The 18,387-nt window shown below is 44.3% G+C and carries 15 protein-coding genes; 4 read left to right on the top strand and 11 right to left on the bottom strand.

Annotated elements, in window-relative coordinates:
- Positions 1-23: 23 nt before the first annotated feature.
- The 5 genes from ACFRAM_RS17560 to ACFRAM_RS17540 all read right to left on the bottom strand — a co-directional run bounded on the left by ACFRAM_RS17560 (position 24) and on the right by ACFRAM_RS17540 (position 5,976).
- Complete coding sequence (locus ACFRAM_RS17560; protein ID WP_379466946.1) at positions 24-2,015, bottom strand: Na+/H+ antiporter; 1,992 nt, start codon at positions 2,013-2,015, stop codon at positions 24-26.
- A 281-nt stretch (positions 2,016-2,296) separates the two neighbouring features.
- Positions 2,297-2,980 carry a DUF554 domain-containing protein gene (locus ACFRAM_RS17555; RefSeq protein ID WP_379466945.1) on the bottom strand — a complete coding sequence of 228 codons (684 nt, stop codon included), beginning with the start codon at positions 2,978-2,980 and terminating at the stop codon, positions 2,297-2,299.
- 73 nt (positions 2,981-3,053) lie between these two features.
- A complete protein-coding gene (locus ACFRAM_RS17550; RefSeq protein WP_379466944.1) occupies positions 3,054-3,872 on the bottom strand; it encodes a MerR family transcriptional regulator in 819 nt (272 codons plus the stop codon).
- A gap of 186 nt (positions 3,873-4,058) precedes the next feature.
- Positions 4,059-5,207 carry an MFS transporter gene (locus ACFRAM_RS17545; RefSeq protein ID WP_379466943.1) on the bottom strand — a complete coding sequence of 383 codons (1,149 nt, stop codon included), beginning with the start codon at positions 5,205-5,207 and terminating at the stop codon, positions 4,059-4,061.
- A gap of 31 nt (positions 5,208-5,238) precedes the next feature.
- On the bottom strand, positions 5,239-5,976 hold the full coding sequence (locus tag ACFRAM_RS17540) for an SDR family oxidoreductase (protein ID WP_379466942.1): 738 nt from the start codon (positions 5,974-5,976) through the stop codon (positions 5,239-5,241).
- A gap of 187 nt (positions 5,977-6,163) precedes the next feature.
- On the opposite strand from ACFRAM_RS17540, the gene ACFRAM_RS17535 reads away from it, so the two are divergent.
- Positions 6,164-7,099 carry an AraC family transcriptional regulator gene (locus tag ACFRAM_RS17535; RefSeq protein WP_379466941.1) on the top strand — a complete coding sequence of 312 codons (936 nt, stop codon included), beginning with the start codon at positions 6,164-6,166 and terminating at the stop codon, positions 7,097-7,099.
- A 178-nt stretch (positions 7,100-7,277) separates the two neighbouring features.
- Here ACFRAM_RS17535 and ACFRAM_RS17530 read toward each other — a convergent pair whose 3' ends face one another.
- Positions 7,278-8,243, bottom strand: coding sequence for an AraC family transcriptional regulator (locus ACFRAM_RS17530; protein ID WP_379466940.1), 966 nt, complete (start codon positions 8,241-8,243; stop codon positions 7,278-7,280).
- Positions 8,244-8,442: 199 nt separating this feature from the next.
- Here ACFRAM_RS17530 and ACFRAM_RS17525 point away from each other — a divergent pair, with 199 nt between their 5' ends.
- From ACFRAM_RS17525 to ACFRAM_RS17515, 3 genes are all read left to right on the top strand, one after another.
- Positions 8,443-9,273: an SDR family NAD(P)-dependent oxidoreductase gene (locus ACFRAM_RS17525; RefSeq protein WP_379466939.1), complete on the top strand. Its 831-nt coding sequence runs from the start codon at positions 8,443-8,445 to the stop codon at positions 9,271-9,273.
- Positions 9,274-9,534: 261 nt separating this feature from the next.
- Entirely contained in the window at positions 9,535-10,059 is a 525-nt protein-coding gene (locus ACFRAM_RS17520) for a GNAT family N-acetyltransferase (protein ID WP_379466938.1), read from the top strand.
- A 30-nt stretch (positions 10,060-10,089) separates the two neighbouring features.
- Positions 10,090-10,914, top strand: a complete 825-nt coding sequence (locus ACFRAM_RS17515) for a MerR family transcriptional regulator (protein ID WP_379466937.1) — start codon at positions 10,090-10,092, stop codon at positions 10,912-10,914.
- A gap of 25 nt (positions 10,915-10,939) precedes the next feature.
- Here the strand turns inward: ACFRAM_RS17515 and ACFRAM_RS17510 are convergent, their stop codons facing one another.
- The 5 genes from ACFRAM_RS17510 to ppsA all read right to left on the bottom strand — a co-directional run bounded on the left by ACFRAM_RS17510 (position 10,940) and on the right by ppsA (position 18,245).
- Positions 10,940-11,794 (bottom strand): alpha/beta fold hydrolase, encoded by an 855-nt coding sequence (locus ACFRAM_RS17510; RefSeq protein ID WP_379466936.1) that lies wholly within the window; start codon positions 11,792-11,794, stop codon positions 10,940-10,942.
- A gap of 257 nt (positions 11,795-12,051) precedes the next feature.
- Complete coding sequence (locus tag ACFRAM_RS17505) at positions 12,052-13,197, bottom strand: ElyC/SanA/YdcF family protein (protein ID WP_379466935.1); 1,146 nt, start codon at positions 13,195-13,197, stop codon at positions 12,052-12,054.
- A 205-nt stretch (positions 13,198-13,402) separates the two neighbouring features.
- The gene (locus ACFRAM_RS17500; protein ID WP_379466934.1) at positions 13,403-14,197 is read right to left on the bottom strand and encodes an SDR family NAD(P)-dependent oxidoreductase; all 795 of its coding nucleotides are present in this window, start codon (positions 14,195-14,197) and stop codon (positions 13,403-13,405) included.
- Between the two features lie 373 nt (positions 14,198-14,570).
- Positions 14,571-15,608 carry an AraC family transcriptional regulator gene (locus tag ACFRAM_RS17495; protein WP_379466933.1) on the bottom strand — a complete coding sequence of 346 codons (1,038 nt, stop codon included), beginning with the start codon at positions 15,606-15,608 and terminating at the stop codon, positions 14,571-14,573.
- 36 nt (positions 15,609-15,644) lie between these two features.
- Complete coding sequence (gene ppsA, locus ACFRAM_RS17490; RefSeq protein WP_379466932.1) at positions 15,645-18,245, bottom strand: phosphoenolpyruvate synthase; 2,601 nt, start codon at positions 18,243-18,245, stop codon at positions 15,645-15,647.
- Positions 18,246-18,387 lie beyond the last annotated feature (142 nt).

Here is an 18,387-nt window from a genome sequence, read left to right as displayed (position 1 = left end):
TTAGGAATAGTCCAGGCTCACACTCAAGCCATCTCTTCTCGCAGATCATGCTCCATAAAGAGAATATCGCGTTTCATCTCCTTCATGCCCTGTCTTGAGATCCGCCCTGTCTCGAACATGGATTGGATGTTGTCTCTCTCCAGCTGAATTCCGATCCGGGCCAGCTCCTGCAGCGAGATGTCGAACTCTTTTCGGGTATCGGTGACCGATTCGTTTTTGCTCAGATGCTGTAGCGTACGTTCCTGATGCAGGATCAGTGCGCTGACGGTCACCATATGATCTGGCTCACCTTCTGCAAGCAGAGCGTTTAGTTGCTTAATGACATTAGCAATATTTTGAATTCTGAGCCGAAGCAATTCGGCACGTCTTTCACGGAAGCTTAACGGAGCTTGCGGTAGTTTTTCGAACATTTCGATCCAATGCTTAATGGGGAAAAGCTCTTTTTTATAGCTGGAATCTCTTGTTTGCATAAATAACAGTTTATTAGTTTTGTTAAGGTAACTATATGCAATGTATGGATTCACTTCTTTCTCTTCAAGCGCAAGCAGCGTGTTCTCTCTTTCCCATTTCAGGACAGATATGCCCAAGGACCGTTGTACCTTATCTTGATTGTCATCTTTTCTGAGCGTGCGAATCCTGGAAGTATACGTATTGATAATTTGGACCGTTGCCAGCCGGTTCTCATCTGTGGTCTGTTCGTTTAAACCTGTAACTACATTTCGCAGAATCTCAATTTTGGCCTGAATATCCTCTTCTTCCTGCTCATTTTGCGTCTCTTTCCCCAATAAAAGCGGCAACAGATAGTTGGAGGCTAGCAGGGTCCACAATATCACTCCAGCCGCAAGGAAAATGATCAGATCTCTAGCCGGAAAGGCTGTGCCATCATCAAGAAAAAACGGCAGCGACAACGTACTAGCCAGTGTGATCGTTCCCCGTACTCCTGATAAACTGAGGATCAGCGCCTTCTTGAATCTGACTGGCCATGGTTCGCGTGGATTGGCCTTTTCAGAGAGCTCCATCAGAAGCGCCCAGATGAGGCGTAACCCGAGTACAGCTACAGTCAATAATAGTGTGTACAAAATGACTTTAACATTCCCTATTTCTGGGCTGTTCCAAATCGTCTGAATAATTTCCGGCAGCTGTGTACCAAGCAGCAGGAAAACCAGTCCGTTCAATACAAAGATAATGACCGACCAGGTGCTTTTAGATACAACTCTTAGCTTGGCAACCTCGGGATTCATTTTCTTGTAACCTAAAGAATGGGCGATTCCTGCAGCAACGACAGCAAGGATACCGTTGACCCCCAATTCCTCGGCTGCGATGAAAATCAAAAAAGGAGTCATAATCTCAATCAGCATGTGAAGCGTGACATTCTCCATCCCCAGTCTCCGCAGCCATTTTACTACGCCATATTTTACTAATGTGAGCAGAAGGCCAAGTACTACACCGCCAAGTGAAATGGAGATAAAGCTGATACTGGCCGTTTTGAAAGAAAACATACCAGTGACCATAGCGGCTACGGCAAACTGAAAGGAGACCAGCCCCGATGCGTCGTTGATTAAAGATTCTCCCTCTAGAATTTGCATCGTATGATGAGGGATCTTCACCTTCTGCTCCAGTGCACCTACGGCAACAGCATCGGTAGGCGCTAGTGCAGCCGCCAGTGCGAAGGATGCTGCCAGCGGGATGACCGGAAGTAACCAATTCAGGAAATATCCCATCACACCTACCGTTACAAACACCAGACCCAGCGCTAGTAATAGGATCGGTTTTTTCAGCTTCCACAGCGCCTCTTTATCCGCATGTCTGCCATCATTGAATAGCAACGGGGCAATGAATAGAAGCAAAAATAGCTCCGGATTTAATTTCAGTTCATAGTGAACAGGTAGCCAAGTAATGATCATCCCCAGTACGATTTGAATAATCGGCACGGAGACCGAAGGAATAAATCTGTTCACTAAATTGGATAAAGAGACAGCCGCCAACATCAGCAAAATAAATTCAAACAATTCCAAGTGAATCTTACCTCCAGATCTGCAATCAATAGATTTCATAATATCAGAGTTCTAATATTTAACTTAGTATAAAATGTATTTTTAAACTGAATGTAAATCCGATGGTTACCATGTATTAAAAAAGGATCAGTGCCTCCATATGGAGACGCTGATCCTTTTATACTTATTGAGTTTAGAGTTCTTGATCTTGCCAATACGCAAGGGGCGATCTAACTCCTGACTAAACTCCATCGAGCTCAGGAGGGGTCTTCCCATAATCATAATTGTCCCCTCTTGTTGTACTACAACTTAAAAACAAAAATGATCAAAAACATAAGCGGAGGAATAGCCAAAGCGGGCAAAAGATTTAATGTTTTAATCTTCTTAATCCCTAAAATACCCAGCCCTGAACATAATATTAAAATACCGCCAATGATAGAGATCTCATTCATCAGATCTGCATTTAAAGAATTCTCTATTAATTTCGCGATTAAATAGATTGAACCTTGCCAGCAAAATAATACTAGCGCAGCTACAGCTATGCCGAGACCAAATGTTGATGCTAATACAATAGAAGTTATAAAATCCAACATTCCATTAGCAAATAAATAAGTATAATCACCTTTTAACGCTGCTTCGACCGGGCCAAGTATAGATAGTGAACCGATGCAAAATAATAAAATCGCAGTTGATAATCCCTCGGCCAGGTTTCCTTTTGAAAACTTACTAACAAGATTATTAAATTTCTCTTCCAAGTTAATCTTTTGTCCAATTAAAGCGCCAAGAGCTAAACTAACAATAAACAGAACTGGATATTTACTATCAGGCATATGCTGCACGATCGTATTCATTCCAAGTGCTAGCGCAGCTAGTCCCATTGCGTTCATCAAGATATCTTGATACTCGTTTTTGATCCCCTTTTTGAAAACACTTCCAATAATACTACCCAGAATAATCATTAACACATTAAAGGCCGTACCCAACATTATCGTTTCTTTCTCCCTTCAGAATTAGCATATAAAAAAAATAAACCCTCTAGTAACTAGAGGGTCAAGTTGTTTATTTCCGGCTAAAAGGTAATAAAATTTCTGTAACGTACTTGTCCACGCTATTAGTGATCCCATAATCAATCAATGTGATCTCAATTGAATCATCGATGATCGTATACCCATGCTGTTCACTATACTTAAGTAATTCTTCATAAAACCCGGCTGCATGGACATGTGTCCCACTGAATCGAACTCTTAAATATTCACGGGCAGGAAAAATGACTTCCGCTTTGGGGATATTATCCCCTTCCTCTAAAATCATAAAAATACTGTTGTAGCGGTCAAATGTATTGGCCTCAATATCCTGAAGCGCAACTGAAATCCCTATTTTGCCCAGGAATATACTTTCATCGATGTTGAAATTTTTTCGGAGTTCGGCAATTGGATACTCAATATCTTCACCAGGTCTATAATCATGGGTTAAATGGGCCACTCTTAGTTTAGGCAGCTTCACCTCCATAATTGTACCCATTGGATGATTGATTGCATCATGGATCTGAGTCAGGCGTCGTTTGATTTTTCTATCGATCAATTCCAATTCTCTTTTTTTATTGGCAATTTCAGCCTGTTGCCGGTTTAGCATCTCGATCAGTTTATCCGTATCACGGTAGTCGAAGAAATCCAGAAGGTCGCTGATTGGCACACCCAAAGCTCTTAAATATTTGATCGTACTTAATCTTTCAAAATGTTGAGTTGAATAATAGCGATAATTATTGCTCTTATCTATGTACTCTGGTTTCAAAAGCCCAATCTCATCATAATATCTGAGCGTGGAGATTTTGACCTGAAATAATTTTGATAATTCACCTATTGTGAATAATTCCTTCATGCAGTTTCCGCCTTTTCGAATATCTGTTTATAAATCATATCGTTAAGGTTTTCGTGTGTAAACTACATATTCTTCGCGGAACGCAGCAGATAGAGAAAGAACGGAGCGCCAAGCGCGCCCAAGTTACAAACATAAAAAGAAACCCAGGTTATTAATAACCTGGGTTCTCAGGGACTCTAAGAGTGGTCAACGACTGCTCATCCGCCGTGATAATTGCACAGCCCCGAATGCCACAACAATAGCTGCGGCGGCAATCCAAGTGATCGCAGACAGCGAGATCCGTTCGACCACCAGACCGCCCACACCGGCACCGGCCGCCATCGCCAGCTGAAGTACCATACTATTTAAGCTCAACATAATTCCCGTCGATTCAGGAGCAATAGTAATCACATGTAGCTGTTGCGGGGGACCCAACGACCATACTGCAATCGACCACAGAATCAGCATGGCGATCAGCAGTCCCGGAACATGAACACCAAACGCAATCAGAACTAGTGCAATACCGTTCAGCCCAAGTCCGGTTATGAGCACACGATGAAGCCCCCATTTGTCAGTTGCATAACCGCCGGAGCGAGATCCGATCAGGCTGGCAATGCCGATTACGAACAGTATCGTGTTAAGAGTACCGTCACTCATCCCTACTGCCGTCAACAAGAATGGCGTAATGTAAGAATAAAAGATGGAGTATCCAATGATCCAGAAGAACGTCACGGATAAAGCGGTCAGCGCTCTAGGCTGCTTAAGCAGGGCGAACTGTTTGCGCAGCGAGACCACTTCTTCGCCATCTACGTGCGGAATTAGAAGTGCAATTAGAACAATGGCCGCGAGTCCAAGCACGGCAATGACTCCGAATACAGCCTTCCACTCGTAGGCGGTAGCCATTATTCTCCCCAGCGGGACCCCGAAGATCAAGGAAGCTGTAAAGCCCATCAGCACTGCTGCCAGTGCACTTCCCTCCTTGCCCGGCCGGGCGACCTTCGTTGCGATCGTCATGGATACGACAACGACAACACCGGCGCTGATCCCCATCAGTATACGGGAGGCATTGAGCAGTGCAATCCCTGGCAGAATAAAAGCGAGTGCATTGCTCAGGACAAAGAATCCAATGGCGAAGAGAAGCAGCTTCTTGCGCTCCATACGCGCGGTCATTACCATCACTAGTGGCGTACCAAAGGCATAGGCCAGTGAAAAGACCGTAATCAACTGCCCGGCCGTGACGAGCGAAACTCCTGTTGACGCAGCTATTTTATCCAGAATTCCAGCTATAACATATTCCGAAGTACCGACAAGAAAGCTAAGAATCGCCAAGATGTATATTTTAAGTGTACTGGACATGAATGTTTGTTCCTTTCCTGTTACCGATGATTTAATTGAACCCGCCGTTTACACGGATCGTCTGCCCCGTGATCCAGCGCGCTTTGTCACTGACGAGCAGATCAACCGCATTAGCGATGTCTTCCGGCTCCCCAAGTCGTCCAAAGGCGTTCATCCGGCTAAACGATTCAATTAATTCCTCTGACTTTCCATTTAAAAATAGCTCAGTGGAAACTTGACCAGGTGCTATGCAATTGATGACGATGTCGTGGAGACTGAATTCCTTAGCCAATTGGCGAGTCAACTGCTCGACTGCACCTTTCGTTGCGGCGTAGACGCTATATGTTGGAAGCATCGCGCCTGACACGGAGGTCGAAAAGTTGATGATCGTCCCGCCCTTTTCCATATGTTTCATCGCTTGTTGGCAAGCGAAATACGTGCCTTTCACATTGATAACGAACTGCCGGTCGAATATCTCCTCTGTCACTTCTGCAATGGCCTTGCACTCCATTACACCAGCATTATTGGCCAGAATATCCAAGCGACCCAATTGCTCGATCGTCTTCGTGAATAATGCTTCAACTTCATTTACCTTGCTCACGTCGGCACGAATTGCTATTGCTTGACCGCCGAATTGCTCAATCATCTGAACAACTTCGTCCGCTTTCTCCTTATTCAAGGAATAGTTGACGACTACTTTCGCACCAGATTGCGCCAATTGAATGGCCACCTGCCGTCCAATACCCCGGGAAGCCCCTGTAACAATTGCAACTTTTTCATTCAAACTCATTGTATCTCTCTCCCTTATCCTTGAATGTAGACTATCGGTCATCAGCCGCAACTCGGCTTTGCTAATTCATTATAGTAACTACATGCATTTTGCCGTTAGTCCAATCCTGTCCGATACTTGCCTAATTCTCTTCTGACTACATATAATAAAAGCCACGTACATCCTTCCTGGATAGGAGCCTGCAAACATGAATCACAAACATGAATCACAGCGTATAGAGGAAACCTTGCAACAGTTAGCACACTTGATTCGGCGCCATGCTCCGTCGGGTGGCACACATCAGACGGCCGTACCTTCGCTAACGTTAATGCATGCTACACAGTTGTCTGAACCGATTGAGTCTGTCTATAAGCCATCCATTTGCGTCGTCGCGCAAGGGGCGAAAACAGCTACACTGGCTGACGAAATCTATCGGTACGACCCATCAACTTATCTGGTCATATCCGTTGAATTACCGGTAATCAGCAGAATTCTCATTGCTTCACCCGAGAGCCCACATTTAAGTCTGCGGCTAGGCTTCGACTCTGACGTAATACTCGACATTGTCAAAGAGACGAATCGTCCCGCTTCCGCACCCATGGCCGCTAGCCCCGGCATAACCGTGGATCATATGTCTCCATCATTACTTCAAGCTATTGTGCGGCTGATGCAGCTACTTGATGCTCCTGAAGACATCCCCATTCTGGCGCCGCTCGTCATCCGCGAAATTCTATATCGGGTGCTTCAAGGTGAACAAGGTGCGCTAATCCATCAATTCGCTATTGTTGGCAGTCAAGCACACAACATCGCCCAAGCGATCCAACAAATTAACCGGCAATTTGACCGTCCTCTGGTGGTCGATCAGCTAGCAAAGTCAGTGAACATGAGCACCTCAGCATTTCATAAACATTTTAAGCGCGTCACGGAGATGAGCCCGTTGCAATATCAGAAAACGGTGCGTTTACAAGAAGCAAGACGCTTAATGTTAACGGAAACCGTTCAAGCCTCCGATGCTGCTTTTCGTGTTGGTTATGAGAGCCCATCCCAGTTCAGCCGGGAGTATGCCCGCATGTACGGACGACCACCGATGCTGGATGTTCAAAATCTTCGCAGTCCCAAGACAAGTACAGATGTGCTTAGCTGAATTTAATTAATAGCAATAAGAGAAAAATCGACTCACCACGGACACTCCCAGTGCCTTGATCATGGATGTTTAAGGCAATAAAAAACAGCACCTTTGATTGTTAGATACCATCTAACTTCGAAGGTGCTGTTTCGTCTTATGGAATAGCTTGCTTGTTAGGAAGCCAATATAGGTTAAGCTATAAACCCAGGTCTATCAGTATATTGTCAGCATAAGCAGATTCATGCGAGCTTCCCTTGGCCTGATTGCCAATCGTACGGATGTCCTTAAGTGGCGGCAGGCCGAAGAATCGTTTGTATTCGCGGTTGAATTGCGTCACACTTTCGTATCCAACATCCAGCGCGGCTGAGGTGACATCAATATCATCAGAAAGTAAAATTCTGCGCGCTTCCTGCAGCCGGAGCTGCTTTTGATACTGGATCGGGCTCAGTGTAGTGACCGCTTTAAATTTGTGATGCAATGTAGAAGGACTCATGCCGCCTACCTGAGCAATTTCCTCTACGGTAAGGTTACGTATATAGTTTATTTTAACATAATGGATAGCCTTACTAATGCCTGCCGCATCATGATGCAGCAACATGTTATTGTAGAAGCGCGCTCCACCCTCGTCGGTGAGCAGGCGGTAAATCAGCTCACGCTTAACGCCAAATGCGAGAAAATCCGCCGCTTCACGGTCTGTAGCTAGTTGCAGCAACCGCTCAAGTACATGCAATACCTCAACCCCAGTCTTACCAATAAAGGCGCCTTCTGTCAGTTGGTTCTCACTTAATGCTTTGAGCTTGGCATCTAGAGCAACGGATGCAATTTCGTCTGTTGTAAACGCAATTCGGATCGCTATGTACGGCGCTTTCTGCGTAGCTTGGGATATCTGGCCTTTGATCGGCATATCCAGGTTGGATGCAATATAATCTCCGGCCCCATAATTGTAAGTATTATTGCGGACAATTAGCGTTTTATTCCCTTGGAGAACTACACAAATCCCTGGATTGAAAAAGCCGTATTGAATTGTGGTCGGCCGTTCTGCCTTCAGCAGCGAGAGAAACGAAATTCCGGTCTCACAGATACCGCGGGAAAAGGAATAAGCACCGCACAGGTGTAGCAATCGCTGTACAACAACTGAAGGTTCATCGTTTTGACGCGGCATAAGCATCTTCCTCTCTATAGGCTGGTATGATACAGCAGCATTCCGATTTGGATAACCGTATCAGCTCATCGGAGTTTTAGGCAAAAATGAGGCACGATTCGACTATTTTCCCCATTATAATCACACTATAATCAAATTCACAAGGCCACAGAATACAGGTCTTAAGTACACAACAAACTTGAATTAGGGAGCGGATTACATGTCTAAGGTGTGGTTAATTACTGGAAGCGGAAGCGGGCTAGGTCGTAATATTACTGAAGCTGCTCTTGCAAAGGGTGAACGTGTTGTTGCAACTGCCCGTAATATCGGACAACTCGATGATCTGGTTAAGCAATATGGCGATCAGATCCGTGTAGCTACGCTGGATGTGACCGTTGAAGAAGCGGCACAAGCCGCGGTTCAAGTTGTTCTGAATGCCTTTGGACGGCTCGATGTTCTGGTTAACAATGCAGGTTATGGCGATATTCGTCCTTTTGAAGAAACAAGCTCTGAGGATTTCAAGACGCTGATGGATACCTGCTTTTACGGAGTCGTATATCTGACGCGTGCGGCATTGCCGATTATGCGCAAGCAGCGGAGCGGGCATATCCTTAATATTTCATCGGTTGGTGGTCGCTTGGCAACTCCGGGCAGCGCTGCTTACCATGCAGCCAAATGGGCAGTTGGTGGCTTCACAGAAGCTGTAGCTATGGAAACAGCTCATTTCGGAGTCAAAATCAGCGCACTTGAACCTGGGGGCATGCGTACGAACTGGGTAGGCCGCGCGATCAATAAACGTCCTGCATTACTTCCGGACTACGAAGCCTCCGTAGGTGCGCTGCTCAAAATGATGGATGATCTACAGGGGCAAGAAAAAGGTGATCCTGTAAAAGTGGCCGACGTCGTCCTTCAGTTGGCTTATGCGGATGAGCTGCCTGCACATTTGTTGCTTGGTGTAGATGCTGCACAGGGAGCTGAACTAGCTGAACAACAGCGTGCTGCCGATGCTAAGCGCTGGCATGAAGTCACCATCTCAACAGAATATGAGTGATACAGTGTGACCGCGAGCATTTGCTATTGAATTAAACTTAAGGGCGCCGGACCGCAAAGGTTCGACGCCCTTAAGTGTGAATAAAGCGAAGTTGCCGGAGGAGCAGAATCGTATGATGTAAGTGATTCTGGATTAGGATGACAGATGTACCCACCTAACATTTTAGAAGAGATATGCCCCTTCGCTTGACTCTGGTACTGTACTAGGGTTTATCGTGATGGATATCAAATATGTCTTTTACGAATCTAGGTGGTTAAGTTGATGTTTACAGAACGGTTTGATCAAGTGTACGAAATTATGAAGCAGTCTTTCCCCGAAGCTGAGTATCGGGCTTATTCGGAACAGAAGAAGCTACTGTCGAATTCACGATATCGTCTTCACACAGAGGTGAACGAGCAGAACGAAGTGATTGGTTTTCTCGCAGGCTGGGAGTTCGAGACGTTCAGGTACGTTGAGAATGTAGCTGTCTCCCCTAACATTCGTGGAGGTGGCATAGGCAAGCGATTAATGGAGCGTTTCATGAAGCAGTCCGACTTGCCGGTCATATTGGAGGTCGAATTGCCTGATGATGAGCTGAAGCGGAGAAGGATCGGATTTTATGAACGTCTGGGATTTTGTTTGTTAGACTATTCTTATGTGCAACCACCGCTACGCGCAAGGCAGCAAACCCTGCCACTACAAATCATGAGCTATCCGGTAGGTTTGACTTTAACGCAATTTGAAATGGTGAGGGAATTACTGTATAAGGAAGTATACGGTGTGCCTGCGGCACACACCCGCGTATAGAATAGATAATTGCAAGCAGGAAGGAAACCGATGAAGAACGACTATAAAATCAATGAAATCTCAAAGCTCTACGGAATAGGCGTTGATTCCTTACGTTATTATGAGAAACTTGGCCTGTTGGTCCCCCGTCGAGACGACAACGGATATCGTCTGTATAGCCTTCAAGATATCTATAAATTGAATATCATCCGTGACCTACGCGAACTGGATTTTACGATACCACAGATCAAGTCGTATCTAGATCAGCAAAGTGTCGAGAATACGCTTGAATTGTTACACACTGAACAAGAAATGATTAATGAAAGGGTCGCTAAGCTTGAAACAACGCAGCGTATCATTCAGAGCAGAATTAAAGTATTGACCGACGCGCAGCAAATTCAGACGGGGATCTTCTCCATCAAAACATATCCCGACCGCCCCTGTCTGCAGCTCAACACACGCATAACAAGGGACGAGGAAATGGATTATGCCATCAAGAAGTTGCATCAGAAGCATAAAAGTCACATTTTGGATTTAGGCAATCAATTATACGGTGCGTCTGTGTCACTTGAGGAATTAAAGCATGGTTTGCGAGATGTCTTTAACTCGGTCTTCTTTATCTTTGATCCTGATGAAGCTGGAAAGATCGACTATGATTATATCCTCCCTGCTGGCGATTATCTGTCATTCTATTACCGGGGCAATTACCGCCAAAGTCACGAAAAAATGCTTGAAGTCGTTGCACATGCCGACGAAAAAGGCCTCCGTATATTAGGAGACCCTTTTGAAATCTATGAAATCGATAACCGTGATACGATCATTACTGAACAATTTCTAACGGAAATACAGTTGAGAATATGTGATGCTGAACTTTAATAGAGGTGCGCCCCCGGCCACTTTTTCATATTCCATTATTCTTTAAAAAATTCAGCATCAGTTCACCGATTTCAAGCGCATGTGTTTCCAATGCAAAGTGCCCTGTATCCAATAAATGAATCTCCGCTTCGGGTAAATCCTGTTTAAAAGCTTCGGCACCGGCCGGAATAAAGGATACGTCATTTTTCCCCCATACTGCCAATAAGGGCGGTTGATATTCTTGGAGATACTTTTGAAATTGCGGGTATAATCTTACATTGCTTTGGTAATCGAAAATTAAATCTGATTGTTTTTCATCATTTCCCGCACGAGACGTATAAGCAATATCAAGCGCATAGCCATCAGGAGAAACTCTGTTGTCTTCTGTTCCTTGAACATATTGATTCTTGATCGTATCAGGTGCAAATGCTGTGTGATAACTTTCTCTTTTTTCTGGAGTCGGATGATTCCAGTACTCTTCTCGTGCTGCCCATTTTTCACCTAGTCCTTCACGATAGATGTTTCCATTCTGGCTTATTATTGCGGTTACACGCTCTGGACGGTGCATGGCGATACGAAAGCCTATCGGAGCTCCATAATCAAAGACGTATAGAGCATATTTAGTCAGCAGTAATTTATCGATAAAAGACTCCATAACTTCGGTAATATGATCAAATGTATACTGGAACTCTTCTCTGTCAGGTGATGAAGTATTTCCAAACCCCGGATAATCAGGAGCAATGACATAATAATCTTTCTCCAACACAGGGATTAGTTCTCTGAACATATGACTAGCAGACGGAAAGCCATGCAGCAATACAATGACTGGTTTATTTGGATTACCCGCTTTACGATAGAATACCTCTAATCCTTCAACCTCTACTGAATGATAAGTCGTCATATAAACCTCCTAATTTTACTAATGATTATTCCCCGCTTCTGGACAGATATGCACAATTTTAATAGCAGAAATTCTATCTCTTCTATGATGATACATCGTTCTTGCAATCATGAATAATGCGATAATTAGATACTAAGTATCTTTTTCTAATATACCTGTCATGGATCAGTCAAAAAGAAAAGGCATTACCCTGAGCTTGTCCTGTAAAGGAACGCCCATAGATAATGCCTTCAAACTCATTTTTTCATTGCAAGTAGTTATCTTTGCAACCCAGGATATTGCCAAATACCAGAAGTTCTAAGCAGGTCACGGTAAATAACGAGCTTTTCATCATTTGTTACTTTCTGTGCTTCTTCAAGAGACTTGTAATCCAAATACACAGCATTCGTAAAGTTTCTGCTTGCTGCTTTGCCGTTCATTTTGCTATAGAAACTATCAGCTTCTTTAAAGACCGCGAGTGCTCTACGAATGTGGCTTGCGCTGGTCACGATCGTAACGTCTTTCAATCCTTCTCTTTCCAGAATGGCAGTAGAGAACAGACCGTTTTCAACGGTATCCGTAGATTTATTTTCAAGAATAATTCTATCCTTATTAACGCCTTGAGCAATCAACCACTGACTCATGGCATCGGACTCTGTAACGCCTTGCTTTGGTACTCCGCCTGTAACAATAATTTTAGAGTTCGGATATTTATTCGCTACAGCCAGACCTGTTTTCAAACGCTCAATCAACGTCGGTTGCATCGTTCCGTCATCAGCAAGTGCATAACCCAGAATCACAATCGCATGATTTTTTGACTGTACATTTGCCGGAGGAGTTGTACTCAGCTTTTCATTAAATACCTTCTCTGTACGCTCTATTTTTTGCAGATACTGATTAGTTTTCTGAGCATTGATCAGTTTCAGCTTTGCAATAGAAGCTTTGTACGTAGCCTCGTCTCCAGATGCCTTCGAATACACTCCGTTAAGCAGGTTTGCATTAAAGTTGTTAGGATCCAAATTCAAAATTTGTCTATACGTATGCAGAGCTTCTGGAACTTTCTTCTCAATAATTAGTGTAGAAGCGAGTGAGAACTTCAAATCCAGATCGAACGGGTCAAGGAGTGTTGCTTCTTTAAAAGCATTCTCTACAACGTCATATTTCCCTTTAAGCGTAATGCCTTTGAAAATATCCTTCTCGGACTGTTGGATATCACCGCCATGCCAGTAGTAATACATGGCCAGGTCCTTATATTGATTAATTCTCTCATAAGTCGGTTCATCATTTCTAATCGGCTTTGCATTGGAGGTCTCTACTTCTGCAGCTCTTACTGGCGGTGCCATCGTTACGTACGCCGTTGCAAATGTAACTGTAGACATCGTAATGGCTAACGCTAAAGCTAGTTTCTTCTTTGTGTTCTTCATGTTGTCCCCCACGCCTTCATATTGCCTCAGTTTGATGAGGCTTGATCACTACCTGACTATGTAAAGTTAACACTGATTTATCAACGTAGAATGAAGACAGCGTAAATCTATTGTAAAGTCGTGTAGTATAAATATTCCAGTATGTAAAGATGCGACTAGTGAAGTAACCTTATATTAAAGCAACTGAAGTCTTTATGAAAAAATATTAAAAAATCGTCGGAACCATTCCTCCATCCATGCGGATTGGAGAGCCTTTAAAGGCGGATGCATAAGGGCTGCATACAAAAGTAGTGAGTCTGCCGATTTCAATAGGTCTGATAAAACGTTGTATCTCAGATTGAGGCAGGTTTTTAGTCATAAAGTCTTTCTCTTTTTCCGCAAAAGCCATCTCTTCATTAGGGTAGATTCCCTCAATGATTTGCTGTACATTCTCAGAGAGTGTCGGTCCTGGCATAATGGTATTGACGGTAACTTCTGTGCCTACAGTTAGCTTGGACAAGCTTTTGGAGAGAGATAGCAGCATTGATTTGGTCATACAATATTGCGGCATTTGACCTGAAGGCATAACCGCTTCTTCACTCGCAATAAAGATAATGCGGCCAACATTATTTTTTAACATTTTAGGCAAATAAAATTTAGACAACCCGTTAGCAGCAAGAACATTTGTCCAGAAATAGTGTTCCCACACTTCATCGTTGACGTCATCGTACTGCATAATTTCATAAATCCCCGCATTGTTAACTAATATATCGATATCGGGGTATTTTGCAAATAACGCTTTTCTTTGCACTACATCCACAATATCGGCTGTAGCATTCTGTGGCGAGGTTGCCGGGTAATTGGTTTTTATTTCTTGTACAGTTCGTTCAACCTCTTCCGCATTTCGTCCATTTATAAGTACATTGACCCCTTCTTTGGCAAGTTCAATGGCGATGGCTTTACCTATTCCTTTGGTCGATCCTGTCACTAAAGCTGTTTTCCCCTGTAATCCCATATCCATTTCTACTCTACTCCTTTTTATTTGCATCTATATAAGACAAACTTAAAATCCTAACGTAAGACTCGGTCGTTACTACGGTGGAATGTTTGGACTTCCGGCCGCTGTTGTCTCCATATTTCTTTCCATTGTATCGCAGTTGCGGTTGAAATCTGGAGACAAAGGCGGTCGCTACCGCTCCTACAGTTCCAAACTTCCCCCTTCGCTCCTTCTCGTTTTTTGTTATTTTCTTTTTGTTCGTCTTATATAACGGTAATCCGTAGTTTTATTTACAACAGCCTTGCGCTCCGGATAGGGATTATATTACGTTGTCTTAGGGGTTCAGTAACTAGCATAGGACGCCAAAGTTCTTGTTTAACACGCCAAAAGTTATAAGTCAGTACGTATTCGCATTTTCGGACATCGAATTTGCACCTAAATGCTCAGCACGCCAATTGGAAGGAGTGTCATCTTCCCATATGCGGAAGGCACGGTAGAACGAATTCTGGTCCTCATATCCAATTAGAAAAGCGACTTCTTTAATATCGAGCGCGGGGTCTGCCAAATATTCCAGTGCCTGCTCATGTTTAGCTTGTGTCAACAGAAGCTTGAAGCTCGTGTTCTCATCAGTAAGCCTGCGCTGCAAGGTCCGATCACTCATATTGAGCTCTTTTGCGACGGAATGAATATCTGGTTGTCCTCCGGTGAGGCTGCGTTTCATGATCCATTTGACCTTCTCCGTGACGGAGCGGATGCTCTGATGCTTCCCCAGCGATTCGTTCAGTACTGGCGTAAGGATCTCCAGCAGCTCTTCGTTATACGACAGAAAGGGTAGGTCCAAATCTTTTCGATGCAGTGTCAGCCGATTACTCTTCGCGCCAATCCGAACAGGACAGCCAAAATAAGCCTCAAGGGCTTGCACATCACCCATTGCTTGCGTAAATTCAACCAGCTGTGCCGTCAAAGATTGACCCGTGCCCCGGCGCCCAAGCTCCAGAAGATTTGCCAGCGTGATCCCAATCAGCAGCGGCGGACCAGATTGCTCGGTATACAGCCATTCCAGTTCGATTACACAGTGTTCTCCTTCCTCCGTGATACGCAAGCTTTCGGGCGGGCATAGTTGCTTGTAACGAGTCATTCGACTCAGCGCGTCACGATAGTCACGAGCGTGGTAAGTCGCCAAAACAGATGGTGGGTACTTCGCTGTTTCATATACGGTCGCAAGTTCGATAATGCCTTTGGCAGTGTCACCAATAAGATCAGAATAGGCCTGCCAGATCGCGAAATATTGGGTGGTAGTGACTACTAGTTCAGTAATAATGGTGAGCGGCAATCCCGCTTTGCGAGCTACGTCTTGGGCGGCAATCCCTAATTGACGTAATCCTGTCCAAAATCCTTGCGGCAGCTTAATACGGTCAGAGGTATTAGATATCATACGTTTGGTACTCCTTTTTCTAATGCAAATTCACCCTTACAATATTTCAATATATCCTTCCGTTCCATGTACGCGAATGCGCTGCCCATCTTTAATCAGTTTGGTAGCATTCTCCACGCCAACAACTGCTGGCAAGCCATATTCACGTGCGATCACGGCTCCATGGGTCATCAGTCCACCCACTTCAGTGACCAGGCCTTTGATGGATACGAACAAGGGAGTCCAGCTAGGGTCAGTAAAAGCAGTAACTAAGATATCTCCATCATCTAAATCAGCATCTTCCATGTTTACAATAACACGTGCTCGTCCCTCAATCACTCCGGAAGAAACAGGCAGGCCTACAATAGCTCCGGTAGGAAGATTTTCTCGTTTGTATTCCCCTGCGATGATTTCACCATCAGATGTAATCACACGCGGCGGAGTTAGTTTTTCATATCGTTTGTACTCGTCTTTACGTGTGTCTATGATCTGGTAATCTAATTTATGGGTACGCACGACCTCGTGAAGTTCATCAAAAGTAAGAAAGTAGATATCTTCTTTTTCATGAATAATTCCTTCCCGGACAAGTGCCTCAGCTTCCTGGAGTAAAGCCTGCTTATAAACGAAGTAACGATTCACCATGCCGTATTTGGGATACTCCCGATAGCCGCTGAAGTTTCGGATCAAGTCAATCCGGTGTTTGGTTTCTGTTGCTTTCTGCTCTCCATCTGGCAGTGCCTTTAGGCGCTCTAATAGATCTTGTTCTTTACTTAAAGCTTCAAGCTGCCCTTGCTCAAATTTCCGATGGCTGGCTTTCAGCTCAAAGTTCTTGATATTACCAAGAAGGATCGGGACAAGGGCTGATGGTTTTTCGCTCCAACGGGTTCTCGTGATATCAATTTCACCGGCACACCGCATTCCGTATTTGTCCAGAAAAGCAGTAATCGCTTCATACGCTTCCTGTCCCCCACGAATCTTAAGCAGTTCGTCCCCAAAGCTGTCCTCTTTTAGTTGCTGTAAATAATCAACGACTTCCGGGTAAGGACGAATGACATCAGCGACATCCAGGAGCGCCAGCCCCATCTCTGAAGTAATATTATTCGATACAGATTGGGACAGGGTGTCAGCTGCACTTTTTTCACCCAGCCATTCTTGCATTTTCTCATTGATCCAAGCGGACGCGTTCATACCAGCCATAATGACTTTCGTGCTTTGCGGGTCAAAGAGAATCTTCTTTAATTCCTGCAGATCTTCTAGAATAAAATCTAATAAGTCTGCGCCTGATTTTCCTTCGATATTTACTTTTAACGCCGCCAACGATGTCTCGCTCCGCTTAACCAAGTCAGAAACAATTGATGGATCGGTTTCGATTGGTGCTGGCATGCCTGCGTAATTTTTGGCTTTGTTCGGTGCAGCGGTATCATTAGGTAATAATTTTATAAAATCCTCTCGTGCTATAACAGTCTTGAGTGCATCTTTGACGAGCGGCTCGGATTGCCCCAACATATTTAATATTATGTCTCTGCTGACAGGTGAAGCTAACTGAGGTGTGACATCAACAAAGAGCCTTCCGCCAGCAGTACACATAGGTGCACGAGTTACTAACAGATAGAACGATAATCCCAGTGGCTTCATCGCATCCGTCATCATTTGCTGGTGGCCTACAGAGATATAGACATGATTCTCTTGATCGTTCGCTTCAGGGATCGGGTATAACGTTGTGATCGGACGGCTCTGAACAATATAAAAGACATCTTCCGCTAAACACCATTCAATATCTTGCGGGCAACCGAAATAAGCTTCAATCTGCCTTCCGATACGTGATAATTGTAAAATTTGTTGATCAGTCAGTGTCTGAGACTTTTGCCGATCAGGATCGATCTGCTGAGTCTCTGTTCCACCTTCTTCATGTCCATAGACAGCGAACTTTTTGGTTGCTATCCTCTTCTCGACGATTTCATCTTCCCGTACTTTATAACCATCGGCAGAAACCAAGCCAGAAACCAGCGCTTCTCCAAGGCCATAACTGGCATCGATCGATAGCAGCTTCCGGTTAGAGGTCATTGGATCAGCGGTAAATAAAATCCCGGAGGCTTGCGGGAACACCATCCTTTGCACGATAACGGATAAATAAACTTGACTGTGGTCAAATCCATTTTGCATACGGTAGATGACCGCGCGATCTGTAAACAGGGATGCCCAACATTTGCTGATATGCTCCAAAATTGCTTGTTGGCCAATGATATTCAAATAGGTGTCTTGTTGGCCGGCAAAAGAGGCATGGGGCAAATCTTCAGCAGTCGCACTAGAGCGCACTGCATAAGCATGCTTATCACCAGACTTGGAGAGATAATGGGTGACTGCTTGCACAACCTCGGATGGAATTTCTGCTTCCAAAATGATTTGTCGAAGCTTCCCGCTGACTTCAGCAATTTGATCTCGATCTTCTAGGGTTAGCATGGCTAGTTGAGCCAACAAAGCATGATATGTTTCATTTGGTCCGACTGCTGCTTGATATCCCACGGTTGTCACACAAAATCCCTCTGGTACTTGTATACCCTCAATTTTAGACAATTCCCCTAAATGCAGCCCTTTTCCGCCAACAAGCATAAGCTGTGTGTTGTTCATTTCCTGAAAATCGAGAACCAACGAACGCATTCCACATCTCTCCTAACCATTCATTTGAGGAAAAAACATTTGACAAGACTTTGGTCGGCATAGTAAGATTAATATATAAGATAGACTTTCTATGCCTATTCATAAATTAAAAAGTTGCGATCAGATTATATCATCTAGTCTG

It is taken from the genome of Paenibacillus sp. NPDC056722, from assembly GCF_042790635.1.
Classification (GTDB): Bacteria; Bacillota; Bacilli; order Paenibacillales; family Paenibacillaceae; genus Paenibacillus_AQ; species Paenibacillus_AQ agri.
Note: the sequence above shows the minus strand (reverse complement) of the source record. Positions and strands in the feature narration are given on the sequence as shown.